This window comes from Bacillus sp. PAMC28748, from assembly GCF_014250415.1.
Lineage (GTDB): Bacteria > Bacillota > Bacilli > Bacillales > Bacillaceae > Bacillus > Bacillus licheniformis.
The window spans coordinates 2,972,568-2,989,249 of record NZ_CP060192.1; the positions used below are offsets into that span (position 1 = coordinate 2,972,568).

Sequence of the window (16,682 nt, forward strand, 5' to 3'; positions counted from 1 at the left end):
GATGACAAGGATCGTTTTTATGGGAACGCCGGATTTTTCCGTCCCGGTGCTCGGCACATTGATTGATGACGGCTATGAGGTAGTGGGTGTCGTCACCCAGCCTGACCGCCCGAAAGGCAGAAAAAAGGTGATGACTCCGCCGCCTGTCAAGGAGGAAGCGCTGCGCCGCGGCATTCCCGTGCTCCAGCCTGAGAAAGTGAGGGAAGAAGCGGAAACGGACAAGATTTTGGCGCTTGAACCCGATTTAATCGTAACGGCGGCATTCGGACAGATCCTGCCGAAAAAGCTCCTCGATTATCCGAAATACGGCTGTATCAATGTCCATGCCTCTCTTCTGCCGGAGCTGCGCGGAGGAGCCCCGATCCATTACGCCATTCTGGAAGGCAAAGAGAAAACAGGCGTGACGATCATGTACATGGTCGAAAAATTGGATGCAGGCGATATGCTCGCCAAGGTTGAAGTTGACATCGAAGAAACAGATAATGTCGGCACGCTCCACGATAAGCTGAGCAAGGCCGGAGCTGCGCTTCTTTCCGAAACGGTTCCGAGAATCATTGACGGTTCGGTAACCCCGGAAAAACAGGATGAACAGAAAGCGACATACGCGCCGAACATTAAACGCGAGCAGGAACTGATCGACTGGTCTAAGCCCGGCGAAGTCCTGTACAACCAAGTCAGAGGCTTGAATCCTTGGCCTGTCGCATACACGGTCTTAAACGGCCAGACGCTGAAAGTATGGGCCGCGAAAAAATGCCAAGCCTTAAAACAGGCAGAGCCGGGGGAGATCGTCACCGTTGAAAAAGACGGCATTGTCGTCGCAACCGGAAATGACACCGCGTTAAAATTAACGGAAGTGCAGCCTGCCGGCAAAAAAAGAATGAAGGCTGAAGATTTTGTCAGGGGAGCGGGTCTTCAAGCCGGAATGAAATTGGGTCATGACGATGAAAAATAATGTGAGAGAAGTCGCGCTTGATGCACTGATTAAGCTTGACCAGAATCAGGCATACAGCAATCTTTTGCTTCAGTCTGCCATGAAAGCGAACGATTTAAGCGACAAAGACAGAGGCCTTTTGACAGAACTCGTTTACGGCACCCTTCAGAATAAGCTGGCGCTTGATTATATGCTGAAGCCGTTTATTAAAAAGCCGGAAAAGGTGAAAGACTGGGTCATCCATCTGTTGAGAATGTCGCTGTATCAGATGGAATACCTGGAGAAAATCCCTGACCGGGCCGCTCTTTTTGAAGCCGTTGAAATCGCTAAAAGACGCGGGCATAAAGGAATATCTTCATTTGTTAACGGTGTTCTGCGCTCCGTTCAGAGGGAAGGAGTGCCTTCCTTTGCGGATATTGCCGATCCGATTGAACGCCTTGCGGTTGAGACAAGCCATCCGGAGTGGCTTGTCAGAGAATGGACGGATGCCTACGGGTTCGAAGCGGCAGAACAAATCTGCCGGATTCATATGATCCCGCCGAAACAGACGATCCGCGTCAACAGGCTGAAAAACGACCGGGATACGCTTCTTTCCCGTCTGAATGAAGCGGGGATTGAGGCGGAAGAAGGCGACTTGTCCAAAGACGCTGTCAAACTGCTGAAAGGAACGATTGCGTCCACTCCTTTTTTCAAAGAAGGCGAAGTCACCATACAAGATGAAAGCTCAATGCTAGTAGCGAGAGCCCTTGGACCTGAGCGGGGAGAAACAGTGCTGGATGCATGCGCAGCTCCGGGAGGAAAATCCACTCATATCGGCGAACTGCTCGAAGATACGGGAAAGGTCGTCTCCCTGGACCTTCATCAGCATAAAGTAAAGCTGATCAAAGAAGCGGCAGGCCGGATTGGACTTTCCAACATTGAAGCAAGAGCGCTGGATGCCAGAAAAGCCGGAGAAGTCTTCGAACCGGAACAGTTCGACCGGATCCTCGTCGATGCCCCGTGTTCGGGATTCGGCGTCATCCGCAGAAAACCGGATCTCAAATACAGCAAAACGCCCGAAGACAGCGCGCGTCTCGCCGGGATTCAGCTTGCGATTTTAAACGAAATCGCACCTTTATTGAAAACAGGCGGGACATTGGTTTACAGCACATGCACAATGGACCCGACCGAAAATGAACAAGTCATGCATGCTTTTTTGGAAGAACACGACGAATTTGAAGCGGACCCCACCCTCGCCGAGCGGCTGCCCGAAAAAGCGGCGCCGTATGTCAAGGATGGAAGCATTCAAATCCTTCCCCACTACTTTGGAACGGACGGCTTCTTTATTTGCAGCATGAGAAAGAAGGGATCACAATAATGGAATCGAAACAAAAAGTAAGAAAAGAATTGCGGACAGAAAGACCGTCCATCTATTCTTTTGAAATAGAAGAACTGAAAAGCTGGCTATCGGAAAACGGCGAGAAGCCATTCCGCGCCGCGCAAATATTCGAATGGCTATACGAAAAGAGAGTCACGTCATTTGAAAAGATGACAAACCTTTCAAAAGAGCTGCGGACAAAGCTGAATGAGCATTTCGTATTAACGACGCTGAAAACGGCCGTCAAACAGACTTCCCAAGATGGAACAATGAAGTTTTTATTCGAGCTTCATGACGGCTACACGATCGAGACCGTATTAATGCGGCACGAATATGGCAATTCTGTTTGTGTAACGACACAGGTGGGCTGCCGGATCGGCTGTACGTTCTGCGCATCGACCCTCGGCGGCTTAAAGCGGAACCTGGAAGCCGGAGAGATCGTCGCACAGGTTGTCAAAGTGCAGCAGGCGCTTGATGAAACAGATGAACGCGTCAGCTCAATCGTCATTATGGGAATCGGCGAGCCGTTCGATAATTTTCAGGAAATGCTTGCGTTCTTGAAAATCGTCAACCATGATAAAGGACTGAATATCGGAGCGCGCCATATCACCGTATCAACGAGCGGGATCATTCCGAAAATCTACGAGTTTGCAGACGAAAAGCTGCAGATCAACTTTGCGATTTCTCTGCACGCGCCGAACACTGAGATCAGAAGCCGGCTGATGCCGATCAACAGAGCCTACAAGCTGCCCGATCTGATGAAAGCGGTCGATTACTACATTAAGAAAACCGGCAGAAGGGTTACGTTTGAATACGGGCTTTTCGGCGGTGTCAACGATCAGGTTGAACACGCGGAAGAGCTGGCTGAATTGCTAAAAGGAATCAAATGCCACGTCAACTTGATTCCGGTCAACTATGTACCTGAACGAGACTATGTCAGAACACCGAAAGAACAGATTTTCGCCTTTGAAAAAACATTAAAGTCTCATGGAGTAAATGTCACGATCAGAAGAGAGCAAGGCCATGATATTGACGCTGCCTGCGGACAGCTTCGTGCAAAGGAGCGCCAGGAAGAGACGAGGTGAATCAAGGTTGAAAACAGCCTTAAAAACGGACAGGGGAAAAATACGCCAGCACAATGAAGACGATGCCGGCATTTTCACAGAAAAAAACGGACTGGTATTAGCTGTTGTCTGCGATGGAATGGGAGGTCATCTGGCCGGCGATGTCGCCAGCAGGATAGCCGTCTCAGCCCTTCGTGATATTTGGGAGGAAACCGAAGAAGTCCCGGCTTCGCCGGCTGAAAGCGAAGCGTGGCTGAAAGAGCAGATTTCAGCCGTCAACCAAAAACTTTTCGACCATTCGAGGGCCCACGAAGAGTGCCAGGGAATGGGGACAACGGTCGTCTGCGCTTTATACACGGGAAAAACGCTGACGGTCGCCCATATCGGAGACAGCCGCTGCTATCTCCTGCAAGGCGGAAGTTTCATACAGCTGACGGAAGATCACTCGCTTGTCAATGAACTCGTGCGGACTGGGGGGATTTCGAAGGAGGATGCTGAACACCATCCGCGGAAAAACGTGCTCACAAAAGCTCTCGGCACAGATCCCGAAGTGAAGGTAGAAGCCCACACATTTGAAATCGAACCGGGTGATCAAGTGCTATTATGTTCTGACGGGCTGACGAATAAAGTGGATGATGAGACACTGAAGGATATGCTCACGACTCTTTCTTCTGCGGAGGAGAAAGCGGATCAGCTCGTTCAGCTGGCCAATGACAACGGCGGCGAAGACAATATCACCGTCGCGCTATTGGAACTTCCTTCTCAAATTGAAGAAGGTGAAGACAAGTGTTAATCGGCAGACGGATCAGCGGACGTTACGAAATCCTACGCGCCATCGGCGGCGGGGGGATGGCGAACGTTTATTTAGCGCTGGACATCATCCTCGACCGTGAAGTCGCGATTAAAGTGCTGCGGTTTGACTTCGTTCACGATGCCGATTTTATCAGGCGGTTCAGACGGGAAGCGCAGTCCGCTGCAAGCCTCGACCACCCGAATATCGTCAGCATTTATGATGTCGGAGAAGAAGATGACATCTATTATATCGTGATGGAGTATGTCGAGGGGATGACCCTGAAAGAATACATAAATCGAACAGGCCCACTTCATCCGAAAGAAGCGGTCCAAATCATGGAGCAGATCGTATCCGCCATCGCACATGCCCATGATAACCAGATTGTCCACCGGGATATTAAGCCCCACAACATTTTGATCGACCATATGGGCCACATTAAAGTGACTGATTTCGGCATCGCCATGGCGCTCAGCTCGACGACCATCACGCACACCAACTCGGTTTTGGGCTCTGTCCATTATTTGTCGCCCGAACAGGCGAGAGGCGGATTATCGACGAAAAAATCCGATATCTACTCGCTCGGCATCGTGCTTTTCGAGCTGCTGACGGCGCGTATGCCGTTTGAAGGAGAATCGGCGGTCAGCATCGCGCTGAAACATCTCCAATCAGAAACGCCGTCGGTGAAAAGATGGAACCCGGCCGTGCCGCAAAGCATAGAAAACGTCGTCCTGAAAGCGATGGCAAAAGATCCATTCCATCGCTATGAAGCGGCCGAAGAGATGGAAAACGATTTGAAAACGGCTTTCGACCCGGACCGGCTCAACGAAAAGCGCTTCACGATTCCATCCGATGATGAGATGACGAAAGCAGTTCCGATCATCAAGAATCTGCCGGAAAACGGGAGCAGCTCGCAATCCGGCGGCGGAGAAGAGGAAGCGGCTCCATTATCAAAAAAAGAAAAGAAGAAGCAGGCAAAAGCAAACAAGAAGAAAAAAAGAAAGAAATGGCCGCTTATATTGCTGACGGTGTTTTTCGTTCTGGCTGCGTCAGCCGTCTTGGCTTTAACGGTGTTTCCGTCGCTCTTTATTCCGAAAGATGTGGCCGTTCCCGATGTTGCCGGCCTTGAATATGAAGAAGCCGTCATCAAGCTTGAAGACGAAGGATTTGAAGTTGATCCGAATGCTGAAGACATTGCCGACGATAAAATTGAAGAAGGGCTGATCGTGAAGACGGACCCTGCAGCCGGCGATATCGTGAAGGAAGGTTCAACTGTCAAGCTATATAAAAGCTCAGGCAAAGAGAAAACTGAAGTCGATGATGTGGTCGGCCAGAAAGTCGATGCCGCCAAGAAGCTTCTTGAGCAAAAAGGCTTTAAAAACATCAAGACAGAAGAAGTGCACGATGAAGAAGAAGCGGGAACCATCATCGAACAGGACCCTGCAGCCGGAACCGAAATCGTTGCCGCCGACGACGAGGTCAAATTAACGGTCAGCCTCGGTCCGGAAGCCATTACTTTAAGGGATTTAAAAACATACAGCAAACAGGCGGCTTCGGGCTATTTGGACGACCATCAGCTTGTCCTTGTCGAAAAGGAGGCGCATTCTGAAGACGTGCCGGAAGGTCAGGTCATTAAACAAAAGCCGGAGGCGGGGGCATCAGTCAAGCCGGGAGACAAAGTCGAGGTCACGTTTTCGCTCGGACCTAAACAAAAGCCCGTCAAAACGGTGACCGAGAAAATTGATATTCCTTATGAACCGGGAGCGGCGGGCGAAGAACAAAACGTCCAAATTTCGATCGATGATGAAGAACACAGCATTTCTGACGTCTACGAAAATTTCAAAATCACAGCGCCGGCAGAGCGGACGATCAAATTCAGGATTGCGCCCGGCCAAAAAGGGTATTATCAAGTAACGATCAACGATAAAGTAGTCAGGTCAAAAACGATTGAATATCCTGAGGATGAATAAGGGAGGTGCGATATGCCTGAGGGCAAAATCATTAAAGCATTAAGTGGATTTTACTATGTATTGGATGGCGATCAGGTCATTCAGTGCAGAGGAAGAGGGGTTTTCAGAAAAAATAAAGTAACCCCTCTCGTCGGCGACGATGTTGTCTACCAAGCCGATAACGATAAGGAAGGCTACATTCTCGAGATTAAAGACAGATTCAATGAATTGGTCAGACCTCCGATCAGCAACGTGGATCAGGCGGTTCTCGTGTTTTCGGCAAAGGAGCCGACATTCAGCACGTCGCTTTTGGATCGTTTTTTAGTGCTGGTTGAGGCGGGTGATATTAGGCCGATCATATGCATCACGAAAATGGACCTTGTGGATGATGACGCGCTGAAAGAGCAGATTCATCAATATGCCGAAGACTACCGGAACATCGGGTACAGCGTCTATTTGACATCAATGAAAAGCGGAAGAGGCATCGAAGACATCATCCCCCATTTTCAGGATAAAATCACCGTATTCGCCGGCCAGTCCGGCGTGGGCAAGTCTTCGCTTTTAAATGCGATCAGCCCTGACCTTGAACTGAAAACCGCCGGGATTTCCGCCCACTTGGGAAGGGGAAAACATACGACGCGCCATGTGGAGCTGATCGATATAAACGGCGGGTTCGTCGCGGACACCCCGGGCTTCAGCTCGCTTGAGTTTGCCGGTATTGAAGCTGAAGATTTAGGGCAGACATTTTTGGAAATCGGCGAAAAGAGCGCCGAATGCAAGTTCCGCGGATGCCTGCATATAAAAGAACCGAACTGCGCCGTCAAACGCGCCGTGGAAAACGGTGAAATCGCCCAGTATCGCTACAACCATTATGTTGAATTTTTAACAGAGATCAAAGATAGAAAGCCGAGGTATTAAGATATGGTATATGTTGCTCCTTCTATTCTTTCAGCCGATTTTGCCCGTCTAGGGGAGGAAATTCGAGATGTTGAACAAGGCGGCGCCGATTTCATCCACATCGATGTGATGGACGGCCATTTCGTTCCCAACCTGACCATCGGGCCGCTTGTAGTGGAAGCCGTCCGCCCGATCACTGAGCTTCCGCTCGACGTTCATTTAATGATCGAAGCGCCTGACCGCTATATACCTGCTTTTGCAAAAGCGGGCGCCGATATTTTGTCCGTCCATGTTGAAGCATGCCCGCACCTTCACAGGACGATCCAGCTCATCAAAGAGCAAGGGGTCAAAGCGGGAGTCGTCTTGAATCCGCATACCCCTGTGCAGCAGATCGAGCATGTGCTTGAAGACCTTGATCTCGTATTATTGATGACGGTGAATCCGGGCTTCGGCGGACAGTCGTTTATTTCCTCGGTCCTGCCGAAAATCAGGCAGGTCAAGGAGATGGCTGAGCAAAAAGGACTTGCCGATCTGCTGATTGAAGTGGACGGTGGCGTCAACAAAAATACGGCAAGACAGTGTATTGAAGCGGGAGCGAACCTGCTTGTCGCAGGATCTGCCGTTTATAACGAAAAAGACCGCAAAAAAGCCATTTCCGATATAAAAGGTGCGCTTGGGTAAGGTTTCCTGATGAAAGAGAGCCGGCTTTCTGCAGCTGCGCTCTTTTTTTAGGGCGTTCACAGAAAGGATAATGCGATGAAAACGATCAATATTGTAGCGGGAGGCCCCGATCATCTTATTCCCGACTTGCTGCAGTATCAGGCCGGGGATGCGCTTTGGATCGGGGTTGACAGAGGCGCTGTCACCCTTTTGGATGCGGGGATCGTGCCTGATGAAGCATTCGGGGATTTTGACAGCATCACAGACGAGCAAAAAAAAGCGATTGAAAAGGCCGCTCCCCGCCTCCATATTTATCAGGCGGAAAAAGATCAGACGGATTTGGACCTTGCGTTGAGCTGGGCTGTCGGACAGCGTCCTTCATTTATTAGAATGTTCGGCATTTCGGGAGGCAGAGCAGACCATTTTCTCGGGAATCTGCACCTTCTTTATACCGCGATGAAGCAAAACGTCAAGACCGTCATGATCGACCGCCAAAATACGATCAGCATGCATCCCCCAGGCTCCTATACCGTCATGCATGATCAAACAAAACCGTATATTTCATTCCTGCCGTTTGCGGAGACGGTAAAAAACCTTTCTCTCGAAGGATTTAAGTATTCTTTAAATAAGTGTCATATTGCTCTCGGTTCGACACTATGTATTAGTAACGAACTCATCCATTCACAAGGTGCTTTTTCGTTTTCAGAAGGCATATTAATAATGATAAGAAGCACTGATTAAATATCCTGGCGCTTCCGCTCGCTTTGTGTTTGGGATCCGATGTTGAAGGTGGATGCGGTTGCGGACTCTTTGAGGAGGGAAGGGAATGAAATTTTACACCATCAAATTACCGAAGTTTTTAGGGGGAATCGTCCGGGCGATGCTTGGCTCGTTTCGCAAAGACTAAGAAGCGCCGGGTGCGCTTTTTTTGCGGAGCGGCCCGGATGGCAAAAGAACGAAAAAACGCCTGCCTAAAGCGTACAGTCGCTCTTGGCAGGCGTTTATTTTTTCTTATACACGCTCAACTTTTCCAGATTTCAAAGCTCGAGCAGATACATATACTTTTTTAGGCTTGCCGTTCACAAGGATGCGCACTTTTTGAACGTTAGCGCCCCATGTGCGTTTAGAAGCGTTCATCGCGTGAGAACGAGAGTTGCCAGAACGTGATTTTCTGCCTGTAATAACGCATTTACGTGCCATTTGTTTCCCTCCTAACTATCAAAAAAAACATCATCATTCTTTATCAGTTGATCACCTGTGATGCTTCAGATACTTTAATAATTTACCACAGCTGAAAACCGTTTGCAACTATTGATTGCTCTGCTTTCAAGAAAAATTCCTTGACATCTTGAAAAAATGAACGCGCTGTAGTATAAGTAGGGTTAGGTTTGGAGAGAAGCCTGCCTGTTCTTTTAAAAAGAAGGTCCTTATAGTAGAATGATTTATATCCAGAGGTCAAAAGCGAGACTCGAAAAGGAGGAACCAACGTGTCCATTGAATTCCGAACAAAATACGGACAGATTGATATATCAAACGAAGTGGTCGCCATGGTTGCAGGAGGCGCAGCGATCGACTGCTACGGGATCGTAGGTATGGCATCCAAGAACCAAATTAAAGACGGACTGACTGAAATCCTCAGAAAAGAAAACTTTGCAAGAGGCGTCATCGTCCGCCAGGAAGAGGATCGTATTCATATTGACATGTACATCATTGTCAGCTACGGAACAAAAATTTCAGAAGTGGCACATAATGTTCAAACAAAAGTCAAATATACGCTCGACCATACAGTGGGTCTTGCAGTGGATTCCGTAAATATTTACGTTCAAGGAGTACGAGTGACGAACCCGTAGTTAGGAGGAAAACAAGAGTGTCTATACGAAATCTGGATGGAAAAGCTTTTGCAGATATGATTCTGTACGGCGCACACCATCTGTCTCAAAACGCAAATGTAGTTGATGCGTTAAACGTATTTCCGGTTCCGGACGGAGATACGGGAACGAACATGAATCTGTCGATGACATCCGGTGCGAAAGAAGTGGAGCAAATCGACACCGCCAATATCGGCAAAGTGGCACAAAGCCTGTCAAGGGGGCTTCTGATGGGGGCGCGGGGAAACTCGGGCGTCATTTTATCCCAGCTGTTCAGAGGCTTTGGCAAATCGATTGAACAGAAATCGGAAATTAACGCGAAAGAATTTGCCGCCGCGTTCCAGGCCGGAGTGGACACCGCCTACAAGGCCGTCATGAAACCGGTCGAAGGCACGATCTTGACGGTTGCCAAAGATGCCGCAAAAAAAGCAGTGCTCGCCGCTCAAACTGAAACCAATATCATCAAGGTGATGGAAGCTGTCGTAAATGAAGCGGAGGCTTCTTTGGAGCGGACGCCTGAGCTGCTTCCGGTTTTAAAGGAAGTCGGTGTCGTCGACAGCGGCGGAAAAGGGCTTCTTTACGTGTATGAAGGGTTTCTCGCTTCTTTAAAGGGAGAAAAGCTTTCTGATAAAGCGGCAGCTCTTCCGTCATTGGATGACCTTGTCAGCGCCGAGCACCATAAAAACGCTCAAAGCCACATGAATACTGAAGACATCGAATTCGGCTACTGCACGGAGTTTATGGTAAAGCTCGACAGCGGCAAAAGAAACTTTAATGAAGATGCGTTCCGCCAGGATTTAAGCCGCTTCGGTGATTCGCTTCTCGTCGTCTCAGACGAAAATATCGCCAAGGTGCACATCCATGCCGAATATCCAGGGGAAGTCATGACTTACGCGCAAAAATACGGCAGCTTAATCAACATGAAAATCGAAAATATGAGAGAACAGCACAGCGCGATTCTCAGCCAGAACAAACAGGAGACAGCACCGGCAGAAAAAGCGCCGGCAGATAAACAGCCGTACGGCATCGTCACAGTGGCCATGGGTGAAGGGATTGCCGAGCTTTTCGAAAGCATCGGCGCCACAAAGATCATAGAAGGCGGCCAGACGATGAATCCGAGCACGGAAGACATCGTTCAGGCGATAAAAGACGCCAATGCGGACACGGTCGTGATTCTGCCGAATAATTCAAACATTGTCATGGCGGCGAACCAGGCCGCGGATGTTGCCGGACAACATGTAATTGTCATCCCGACGAAGACCGTTCCTCAAGGAATGGCCGCACTGCTCGCATTCAACCCGGCCCTTTCAGCGGACGAGAATGAAGCCGCTATGCTCGGTGCGATCGGCGAGGTGAAAAGCGGACAGATCACCTATGCGGTCAGAGACACAAACATTGACGGCATCGATATTAAAAAAGGCGATTTTATGGGCATATTAAACGGGAAAATCGTTGAGACGGCGTCAGACCAGTTAACAGCAGCGAAAAAGCTGATCGCAGGCATGATCGATGAAGACAGCGAAATCGTCACCGTGATCAAAGGGGAAGACGCCCCGGAAGAAGAGGCCGAAGAACTCGCAGCCTACATCAGCGAGACGTACGAAGACGTCGAAGTAGAAGTGCACGACGGAAAACAGCCGCTGTATTCCTACATTCTGGCTGTCGAATAACGAATCAAAGGCAGAAGGGCATGTTGATAAAAGCCCTTCTCTTCTTTTGGCTTTTTTTAAAGCCTCAGCCCGCAACGGACGTTGTCTGCTTGCCAATTGGGAAATGATCGATTAGTCTAAAAAAAACGGCTTTTTTTCCTCCGTACAGCGGGGGAATCTGTTTGTAAAAGGGGGATAAGGATGAAGTACAGAAGTGTGTTTGATATTATCGGGCCCGTCATGATCGGACCGTCAAGTTCTCATACGGCCGGCGCGGCCAGAATCGGCAGAGTCGCCAGAAGCGTGTTTGGGAGGGAGCCGAAACAAATTATTGTATCGCTCTACGGTTCTTTTGCCGAAACGTATAAAGGACATGGAACAGATGTTGCGATCATCGGCGGCCTTTTGGATTTTGATACATTTGATGAAAGAATCAAAGATTCGATCCGTCTAGCCGAAGAAAAGGGAATCGCCATCGAGTTCCGGGAAGAAGAAGCGGTACCGAAGCATCCCAATACAGCCCGCATCCTCATCTCTGATGATGAAGGCTCCCTTGAACTCGCAGGCATCTCAATCGGCGGAGGGAAAATCGAGATCATTGAGCTGAACGGCTTCGAACTCAGATTATCGGGTAATCACCCCGCTATTTTAGTCGTCCATAACGACCGCTACGGAACGATTGCAGGCGTAGCCAATGTGCTTGCGAAGTTCGCAATCAACATCGGCCATATGGAAGTTGCCCGCAAAGACGTCGGCCAGGAAGCGCTCATGACGATTGAGGTCGATCAAACGATTGATCCGGCTGTTTTTGATGAATTGAGAGCGCTGCCGAACATCATTGAGGTGACCCAGATCGCTGACTAAAAAGGAGGGTGAGACGATATGTTTCGAAATGTGAAAGAATTAATTCAACTGACAAAGGAAAAGAACGTGTCCATCTCTGAAATCATGATCACACAGGAGATCGAGGTGACAGGCCGGACGCGGGAAGATATATTCAAGCAGATGGAAGCCAACTTGGCTGTCATGGAAGACGCTGTTCAAAAAGGCATTGAGGGCGTCGTATCGCACTCCGGATTGACGGGCGGAGACGCCGTTAAGCTTCAGGCCTACCTTAAATCGGGCAAAGGGCTGTCAGGGGATGTCATCCTTGACGCTGTCAGCAAAGCGGTAGCGACAAATGAAGTCAACGCTGCGATGGGAACGATTTGCGCAACGCCGACAGCCGGATCGGCCGGCGTTGTCCCGGGGACGCTCTTTGCGGTAAAAGAGAAACTTCACCCGACGAAAGAGCAGATGGTCCGCTTTTTATTTACATCGGGAGCGTTCGGATTCGTCGTTGCCAACAATGCGAGCATTTCGGGAGCCGCCGGAGGCTGTCAGGCTGAAGTCGGATCGGCCTCGGGCATGGCGGCTGCCGCCATCGTCGAAATGGCGGGCGGAACCCCTGAACAGTGCGCCGAAGCGATGGCCATCGCTTTAAAAAACGTACTCGGTCTAGTCTGCGATCCTGTCGCAGGGCTCGTTGAGGTGCCGTGTGTGAAGCGGAACGCGATGGGCGCAGCCAATGCGATGGTCGCGGCTGATATGGCGCTTGCCGGCATTACAAGCCGCATTCCATGCGATGAAGTGATCGATGCGATGTACAAAATCGGACAGACGATGCCGACGGCACTGAGGGAAACAGGCCGGGGCGGTCTTGCCGCAACACCGACGGGCAAAGAATTGGAGAAAAAAATATTCGGAGGAGCGTCAGCTGCACGTGGAACACAATCTGCAACTTAGTATATCTGTTATAAAAGGCGTCGGGACGGAAACGGAAAAAACGTTGAACGAGCTCGGAATCTATACGGTTCTCGATCTTTTAAACTACTTCCCGTACCGATATGACGATTATGAATTGCGCGATTTGGAAGATGTGGCACACGATGAACGAGTGACGGTGGAAGGGAAGGTTCACAGCGAGCCTTCTCTTGCCTATTACGGGAAAAAGCGGAGCCGTCTCACGTTCCGGCTTTTGGTCGGGAACTATTTGATCACAGCGGTTTGCTTTAACAGGCCTTATTTGAAAAAAAAGCTTGCGATCGGCTCGATTGTTACCGTAACCGGAAAATGGGACAAGCACAGACAATCCGTGATGGTGCAAGAGCTGAAAAACGGGCCGCACCAGGGTGATCAGTCGATTGAACCCGTATACTCCGTCAAAGAAAACATCACCGTAAAGACGATGAGGAAATTGATTCAGGAAGCTGTCCGCAGCCATTTGCCGTTTGCCGAAGATCCTCTTCCGGAAAAGCTTCGGACCGCCTACAAACTTCTGTCTTACCAGGAGGCGGTAAAGGCGATGCACAAGCCCGAGTCGAGGGAAGCTTTAAAGCATGCGCGGCGCCGTTTTGTATATGAGGAATTTTTGCTGTTTCAGCTGAAAATGCAGGCTTTGCGAAAGTTCGAGCGGGAAGCGTCCGACGGAATCAGCCACACCTTTCGGCTCGAAGACGTCAATTCGTTTGTCAAAAGCCTTCCGTTTCCTTTGACAAACGCGCAGGCGAAAGCGCTCGACGACATATTAAGGGACATGGCTTCAGGGTATAAAATGAATCGGCTTTTGCAAGGAGACGTCGGTTCAGGCAAAACAGCCGTCGCCGCGATTGCGCTATACGCCTCGCTGCTTTCCGGATTCCAGGGGGCGATGATGGTGCCGACCGAAATACTGGCGGAACAGCACGCCGATTCGCTTGTATCCCTCTTTGAGCAGCACGACGTCAATGTGGCGCTTTTAACAAGCTCTGTGAAAGGGAAAAGGAGAAGAGAGCTTTTAGAAAGATTAAAAGAAGGAGAAATTGATATTTTGGTGGGGACGCACGCCCTTATTCAGGACGATGTCCACTTTAAACAGCTCGGGCTCGTGATCACCGATGAACAGCACCGCTTCGGCGTCGAGCAAAGAAAAAAACTGAGAAGCAAAGGGAAAGATCCCGATGTCTTGTTTATGACGGCGACGCCGATTCCGAGAACACTGGCGATCACGGTTTTCGGGGAAATGGATGTGTCCGTCATCGATGAAATGCCGGCTGGGCGAAAGCGGATCGAGACGTATTGGGTAAAGCACGACATGCTCGAACGGATTCTCGCGTTTATCGATAAAGAACTGAAAAAAGGCAGACAGGCGTATGTGATCTGTCCCTTGATTGAAGAGTCGGACAAGCTCGACGTTCAAAATGCAATTGATGTGCACAGCATGCTGACTCATGCCTTCAGGGGAAGATGGCAGATCGGTCTCATGCACGGAAAGCTGTCAAATGACGAGAAAGAACAGGTAATGAGGCAGTTCAGCAAAAACGAATGCCAGATTCTCGTTTCCACAACCGTCGTTGAAGTCGGGGTAAACGTTCCGAATGCGACGGTCATGCTGATCTATGATGCCGACCGGTTCGGTCTTTCCCAGCTGCATCAGCTTCGCGGCCGGGTCGGACGGGGCGATCACCAGTCGTATTGCATCCTGATGGCAGACCCGAAATCTGAGACGGGAAAAGAGCGCATGAGCATCATGTCTGAGACGACGGACGGCTTTGAGCTTTCTGAAAAAGATCTTGAACTCAGAGGGCCCGGGGACTTTTTCGGCAAGAAACAGAGCGGGATGCCGGAGTTTAAAGTCGCCGACATGGTTCACGACTACCGCGCGCTGGAAACGGCAAGAAGAGACGCTGCAGAACTTGTCTCTTCAAAAGCGTTCTGGACGGATGCCGAATATAAAAGCCTGCGGGAACACTTGCAAAACAGCGGGGTTATGGACGGAGAGAAGCTGAGCTGATCTGAAGTCCAGCTAAAATTTATCGTCGGCGGGTAAAGAAAGATTGCATTCCAATCTATGAAATTATATACTACTATTAGTACCTAGTCATAATTGCGCGGATGGTGTTTAATAATATGAGAAAAAGTAAGAGAGAACGCCAAGAATTGCTGCAGCAGACGATTCGTACGACCCCGTTTATTACGGACGAGGAGTTAGCGGAGAAATTTAACGTCAGCATTCAGACGATTCGCTTGGACCGTTTGGAACTTTCCATACCTGAACTGAGAGAAAGAATCAAAAGTGTTGCCGAGAAGTCTCTTGAAGATGAAGTCAAGTCATTGCCGCTTGACGAGGTCATCGGCGAGATCATTGATTTGGAGCTGGATGAGCACGCGATTTCAATTCTTGAGATCAGAAGGGAGCATGTTTTCAGCCGAAATCAAATCGCCAGGGGGCACCATTTGTTTGCCCAGGCCAACTCGCTCGCCGTCGCCCTCATCGACGATGAGCTCGCATTGACGGCCAAAGCGGACATCCGCTTTACAAGGCAGGTCAAGCAAGGCGAACGGGTCGTTGCAAAAGCGAAAGTCGTGAAGCTTGATAAAGATAAAGGCAGAACGGTTGTTGAAGTGAACAGCTATGTTGCCGAAGAGCCTGTGTTTTCAGGCGAATTTGTCATGTATCGTTCAAAACAATCATAGAAGGTGGCGCGTAAGTCATGAAAATTGCTGTAGATGCCATGGGAGGAGACAATGCTCCCAAAGCGGTTATTGAAGGCGTGATGAAAGCGGTCGAAGATTTTGAAGACCTCGAGATCACGCTGATCGGCGACCGGGAAAAAATAGCCGCCCATTTAACAGAACACGGGCGGATCACCGTCAAACACGCGGAAGAAGTCATCGAAGCGACAGACGAGCCAGTCAGAGCCGTCAGAAGAAAGAAGAATTCATCGATGGTTCTGATGGCCGGAGAAGTCGCCGAAGGCAGGGCTGATGCCTGCATTTCCGCCGGAAACACCGGAGCGCTTATGACGGCCGGGCTCTTTATCGTCGGCCGGATTGAAGGGATTGAAAGGCCTGCGTTGGCACCGACATTGCCGACCGTCTCCGGAGACGGCTTTCTCCTTCTTGATGTCGGAGCGAATGTGGACGCCAAGCCCGAACATCTCGTTCAATACGCCATTATGGGATCTGTTTACGGAGAACAGGTGCTGGGCGTCAAAAATCCGCGCATCGGACTTTTGAACGTCGGAACCGAAGATAAAAAAGGAAATGAGCTTGCCAAGCAGACCTTTCAAAAATTGAAGGAAACCGATTTGAATTTCATCGGCAATGTGGAAGCCCGCGATATGCTGGACGGAGTCGCTGATGTCATCGTCACAGACGGCTTTACCGGTAACGTTGCCTTGAAAACGGTCGAGGGCGCGGCGCTGTCCATTTTTAAAATGCTGAGAACGACGCTGACTTCGAGCTTCACGGCGAAGCTCGCCGCTTCTGCACTGAAGCCGAAGCTGAAAGAAATGAAAACGAAAATGGATTACTCTGAATACGGCGGAGCCGGATTGTTCGGCTTAAAGGCGCCCGTCATCAAAGCGCACGGATCATCTGACGGACGCGCCGTTTATCACGCGATCCGCCAGGCCAGAGAGATGGTCAGCCAAAATGTCGCGGCATTTATCGAAGAAAAAATTCAACAAAAAGCAGATGAATAGTCTGGAGGTTTTA

17 protein-coding genes are annotated in these 16,682 nt (G+C 49.8%); 16 read left to right on the forward strand and 1 reads right to left on the reverse strand.

Annotated elements, in window-relative coordinates:
- The first annotated feature begins 1 nt into the window (after position 1).
- The 9 genes from fmt to spoVM all read left to right on the forward strand — a co-directional run bounded on the left by fmt (position 2) and on the right by spoVM (position 8,555).
- Positions 2 to 952, forward strand: coding sequence for a methionyl-tRNA formyltransferase (fmt, locus tag H7F26_RS15285; protein WP_003181670.1), 951 nt, complete (start codon positions 2 to 4; stop codon positions 950 to 952).
- Entirely contained in the window at positions 942 to 2,288 is a 1,347-nt protein-coding gene (rsmB, locus tag H7F26_RS15290) for a 16S rRNA (cytosine(967)-C(5))-methyltransferase RsmB (RefSeq protein ID WP_003181671.1), read from the forward strand. Before fmt ends, rsmB begins: the two co-directional genes overlap by 11 nt.
- Positions 2,288 to 3,373 (forward strand): dual-specificity RNA methyltransferase RlmN, encoded by a 1,086-nt coding sequence (gene rlmN / locus H7F26_RS15295; RefSeq protein WP_003181673.1) that lies wholly within the window; start codon positions 2,288 to 2,290, stop codon positions 3,371 to 3,373. The genes rsmB and rlmN overlap by 1 nt, the downstream gene beginning before the upstream one ends.
- A 7-nt stretch (positions 3,374 to 3,380) precedes the next feature.
- Positions 3,381 to 4,145, forward strand: a complete 765-nt coding sequence (locus H7F26_RS15300) for a Stp1/IreP family PP2C-type Ser/Thr phosphatase (protein ID WP_026699225.1) — start codon at positions 3,381 to 3,383, stop codon at positions 4,143 to 4,145.
- Positions 4,139 to 6,112, forward strand: a complete 1,974-nt coding sequence (gene pknB / locus H7F26_RS15305) for a Stk1 family PASTA domain-containing Ser/Thr kinase (RefSeq protein ID WP_003181678.1) — start codon at positions 4,139 to 4,141, stop codon at positions 6,110 to 6,112. The genes H7F26_RS15300 and pknB overlap by 7 nt, the downstream gene beginning before the upstream one ends.
- 12 nt (positions 6,113 to 6,124) lie before the next feature.
- Positions 6,125 to 7,009, forward strand: coding sequence for a ribosome small subunit-dependent GTPase A (gene rsgA, locus H7F26_RS15310; RefSeq protein WP_026699224.1), 885 nt, complete (start codon positions 6,125 to 6,127; stop codon positions 7,007 to 7,009).
- 3 nt (positions 7,010 to 7,012) lie between these two features.
- Positions 7,013 to 7,669, forward strand: a complete 657-nt coding sequence (gene rpe / locus H7F26_RS15315; protein WP_003181681.1) for a ribulose-phosphate 3-epimerase — start codon at positions 7,013 to 7,015, stop codon at positions 7,667 to 7,669.
- A gap of 75 nt (positions 7,670 to 7,744) precedes the next feature.
- Positions 7,745 to 8,389 (forward strand): thiamine diphosphokinase, encoded by a 645-nt coding sequence (locus H7F26_RS15320; RefSeq protein ID WP_026699223.1) that lies wholly within the window; start codon positions 7,745 to 7,747, stop codon positions 8,387 to 8,389.
- A gap of 85 nt (positions 8,390 to 8,474) precedes the next feature.
- A complete protein-coding gene (gene spoVM / locus H7F26_RS15325; protein WP_003221545.1) occupies positions 8,475 to 8,555 on the forward strand; it encodes a stage V sporulation protein SpoVM in 81 nt (26 codons plus the stop codon).
- 104 nt (positions 8,556 to 8,659) lie between these two features.
- Here spoVM and rpmB read toward each other — a convergent pair whose 3' ends face one another.
- The gene (rpmB, locus tag H7F26_RS15330) at positions 8,660 to 8,848 is read right to left on the reverse strand and encodes a 50S ribosomal protein L28 (protein ID WP_003181685.1); all 189 of its coding nucleotides are present in this window, start codon (positions 8,846 to 8,848) and stop codon (positions 8,660 to 8,662) included.
- 287 nt (positions 8,849 to 9,135) lie between these two features.
- Here rpmB and H7F26_RS15335 point away from each other — a divergent pair, with 287 nt between their 5' ends.
- The 7 genes from H7F26_RS15335 to plsX all read left to right on the forward strand — a co-directional run bounded on the left by H7F26_RS15335 (position 9,136) and on the right by plsX (position 16,669).
- Positions 9,136 to 9,498 carry an Asp23/Gls24 family envelope stress response protein gene (locus H7F26_RS15335; protein ID WP_003181687.1) on the forward strand — a complete coding sequence of 121 codons (363 nt, stop codon included), beginning with the start codon at positions 9,136 to 9,138 and terminating at the stop codon, positions 9,496 to 9,498.
- 17 nt (positions 9,499 to 9,515) lie between these two features.
- The gene (locus H7F26_RS15340; protein ID WP_026699222.1) at positions 9,516 to 11,186 is read left to right on the forward strand and encodes a DAK2 domain-containing protein; all 1,671 of its coding nucleotides are present in this window, start codon (positions 9,516 to 9,518) and stop codon (positions 11,184 to 11,186) included.
- A gap of 180 nt (positions 11,187 to 11,366) precedes the next feature.
- The gene (gene sdaAB, locus H7F26_RS15345) at positions 11,367 to 12,029 is read left to right on the forward strand and encodes an L-serine ammonia-lyase, iron-sulfur-dependent subunit beta (RefSeq protein WP_003181691.1); all 663 of its coding nucleotides are present in this window, start codon (positions 11,367 to 11,369) and stop codon (positions 12,027 to 12,029) included.
- Between the two features lie 18 nt (positions 12,030 to 12,047).
- The gene (gene sdaAA, locus H7F26_RS15350) at positions 12,048 to 12,950 is read left to right on the forward strand and encodes an L-serine ammonia-lyase, iron-sulfur-dependent, subunit alpha (protein ID WP_009328529.1); all 903 of its coding nucleotides are present in this window, start codon (positions 12,048 to 12,050) and stop codon (positions 12,948 to 12,950) included.
- On the forward strand, positions 12,928 to 14,976 hold the full coding sequence (gene recG, locus H7F26_RS15355) for an ATP-dependent DNA helicase RecG (RefSeq protein ID WP_009328528.1): 2,049 nt from the start codon (positions 12,928 to 12,930) through the stop codon (positions 14,974 to 14,976). Before sdaAA ends, recG begins: the two co-directional genes overlap by 23 nt.
- Positions 14,977 to 15,092: 116 nt before the next feature.
- A complete protein-coding gene (fapR, locus tag H7F26_RS15360) occupies positions 15,093 to 15,659 on the forward strand; it encodes a transcription factor FapR (RefSeq protein WP_003181698.1) in 567 nt (188 codons plus the stop codon).
- A 17-nt stretch (positions 15,660 to 15,676) separates the two neighbouring features.
- Complete coding sequence (plsX, locus tag H7F26_RS15365; protein ID WP_003181700.1) at positions 15,677 to 16,669, forward strand: phosphate acyltransferase PlsX; 993 nt, start codon at positions 15,677 to 15,679, stop codon at positions 16,667 to 16,669.
- Positions 16,670 to 16,682: the final 13 nt, after the last annotated feature.

What these genes read in the sequence shown, in the direction of transcription:
- fmt (WP_003181670.1), top strand. Translation starts at nt 2, where the DNA reads ATGACAAGGATCGTTTTTATGGGAACGCCGGATTTTTCCGTCCCGGTG.
- rsmB (WP_003181671.1), top strand. Translation starts at nt 942, where the DNA reads ATGAAAAATAATGTGAGAGAAGTCGCGCTTGATGCACTGATTAAGCTT.
- rlmN (WP_003181673.1), top strand. Translation starts at nt 2,288, where the DNA reads ATGGAATCGAAACAAAAAGTAAGAAAAGAATTGCGGACAGAAAGACCG.
- rsgA (WP_026699224.1), top strand. Translation starts at nt 6,125, where the DNA reads ATGCCTGAGGGCAAAATCATTAAAGCATTAAGTGGATTTTACTATGTA.
- rpe (WP_003181681.1), top strand. Translation starts at nt 7,013, where the DNA reads ATGGTATATGTTGCTCCTTCTATTCTTTCAGCCGATTTTGCCCGTCTA.
- H7F26_RS15320 (WP_026699223.1), top strand. Translation starts at nt 7,745, where the DNA reads ATGAAAACGATCAATATTGTAGCGGGAGGCCCCGATCATCTTATTCCC.
- spoVM (WP_003221545.1), top strand. Translation starts at nt 8,475, where the DNA reads ATGAAATTTTACACCATCAAATTACCGAAGTTTTTAGGGGGAATCGTC.
- rpmB (WP_003181685.1), bottom strand. Translation starts at nt 8,848, where the DNA reads ATGGCACGTAAATGCGTTATTACAGGCAGAAAATCACGTTCTGGCAAC.
- sdaAB (WP_003181691.1), top strand. Translation starts at nt 11,367, where the DNA reads ATGAAGTACAGAAGTGTGTTTGATATTATCGGGCCCGTCATGATCGGA.
- sdaAA (WP_009328529.1), top strand. Translation starts at nt 12,048, where the DNA reads ATGTTTCGAAATGTGAAAGAATTAATTCAACTGACAAAGGAAAAGAAC.
- fapR (WP_003181698.1), top strand. Translation starts at nt 15,093, where the DNA reads ATGAGAAAAAGTAAGAGAGAACGCCAAGAATTGCTGCAGCAGACGATT.
- plsX (WP_003181700.1), top strand. Translation starts at nt 15,677, where the DNA reads ATGAAAATTGCTGTAGATGCCATGGGAGGAGACAATGCTCCCAAAGCG.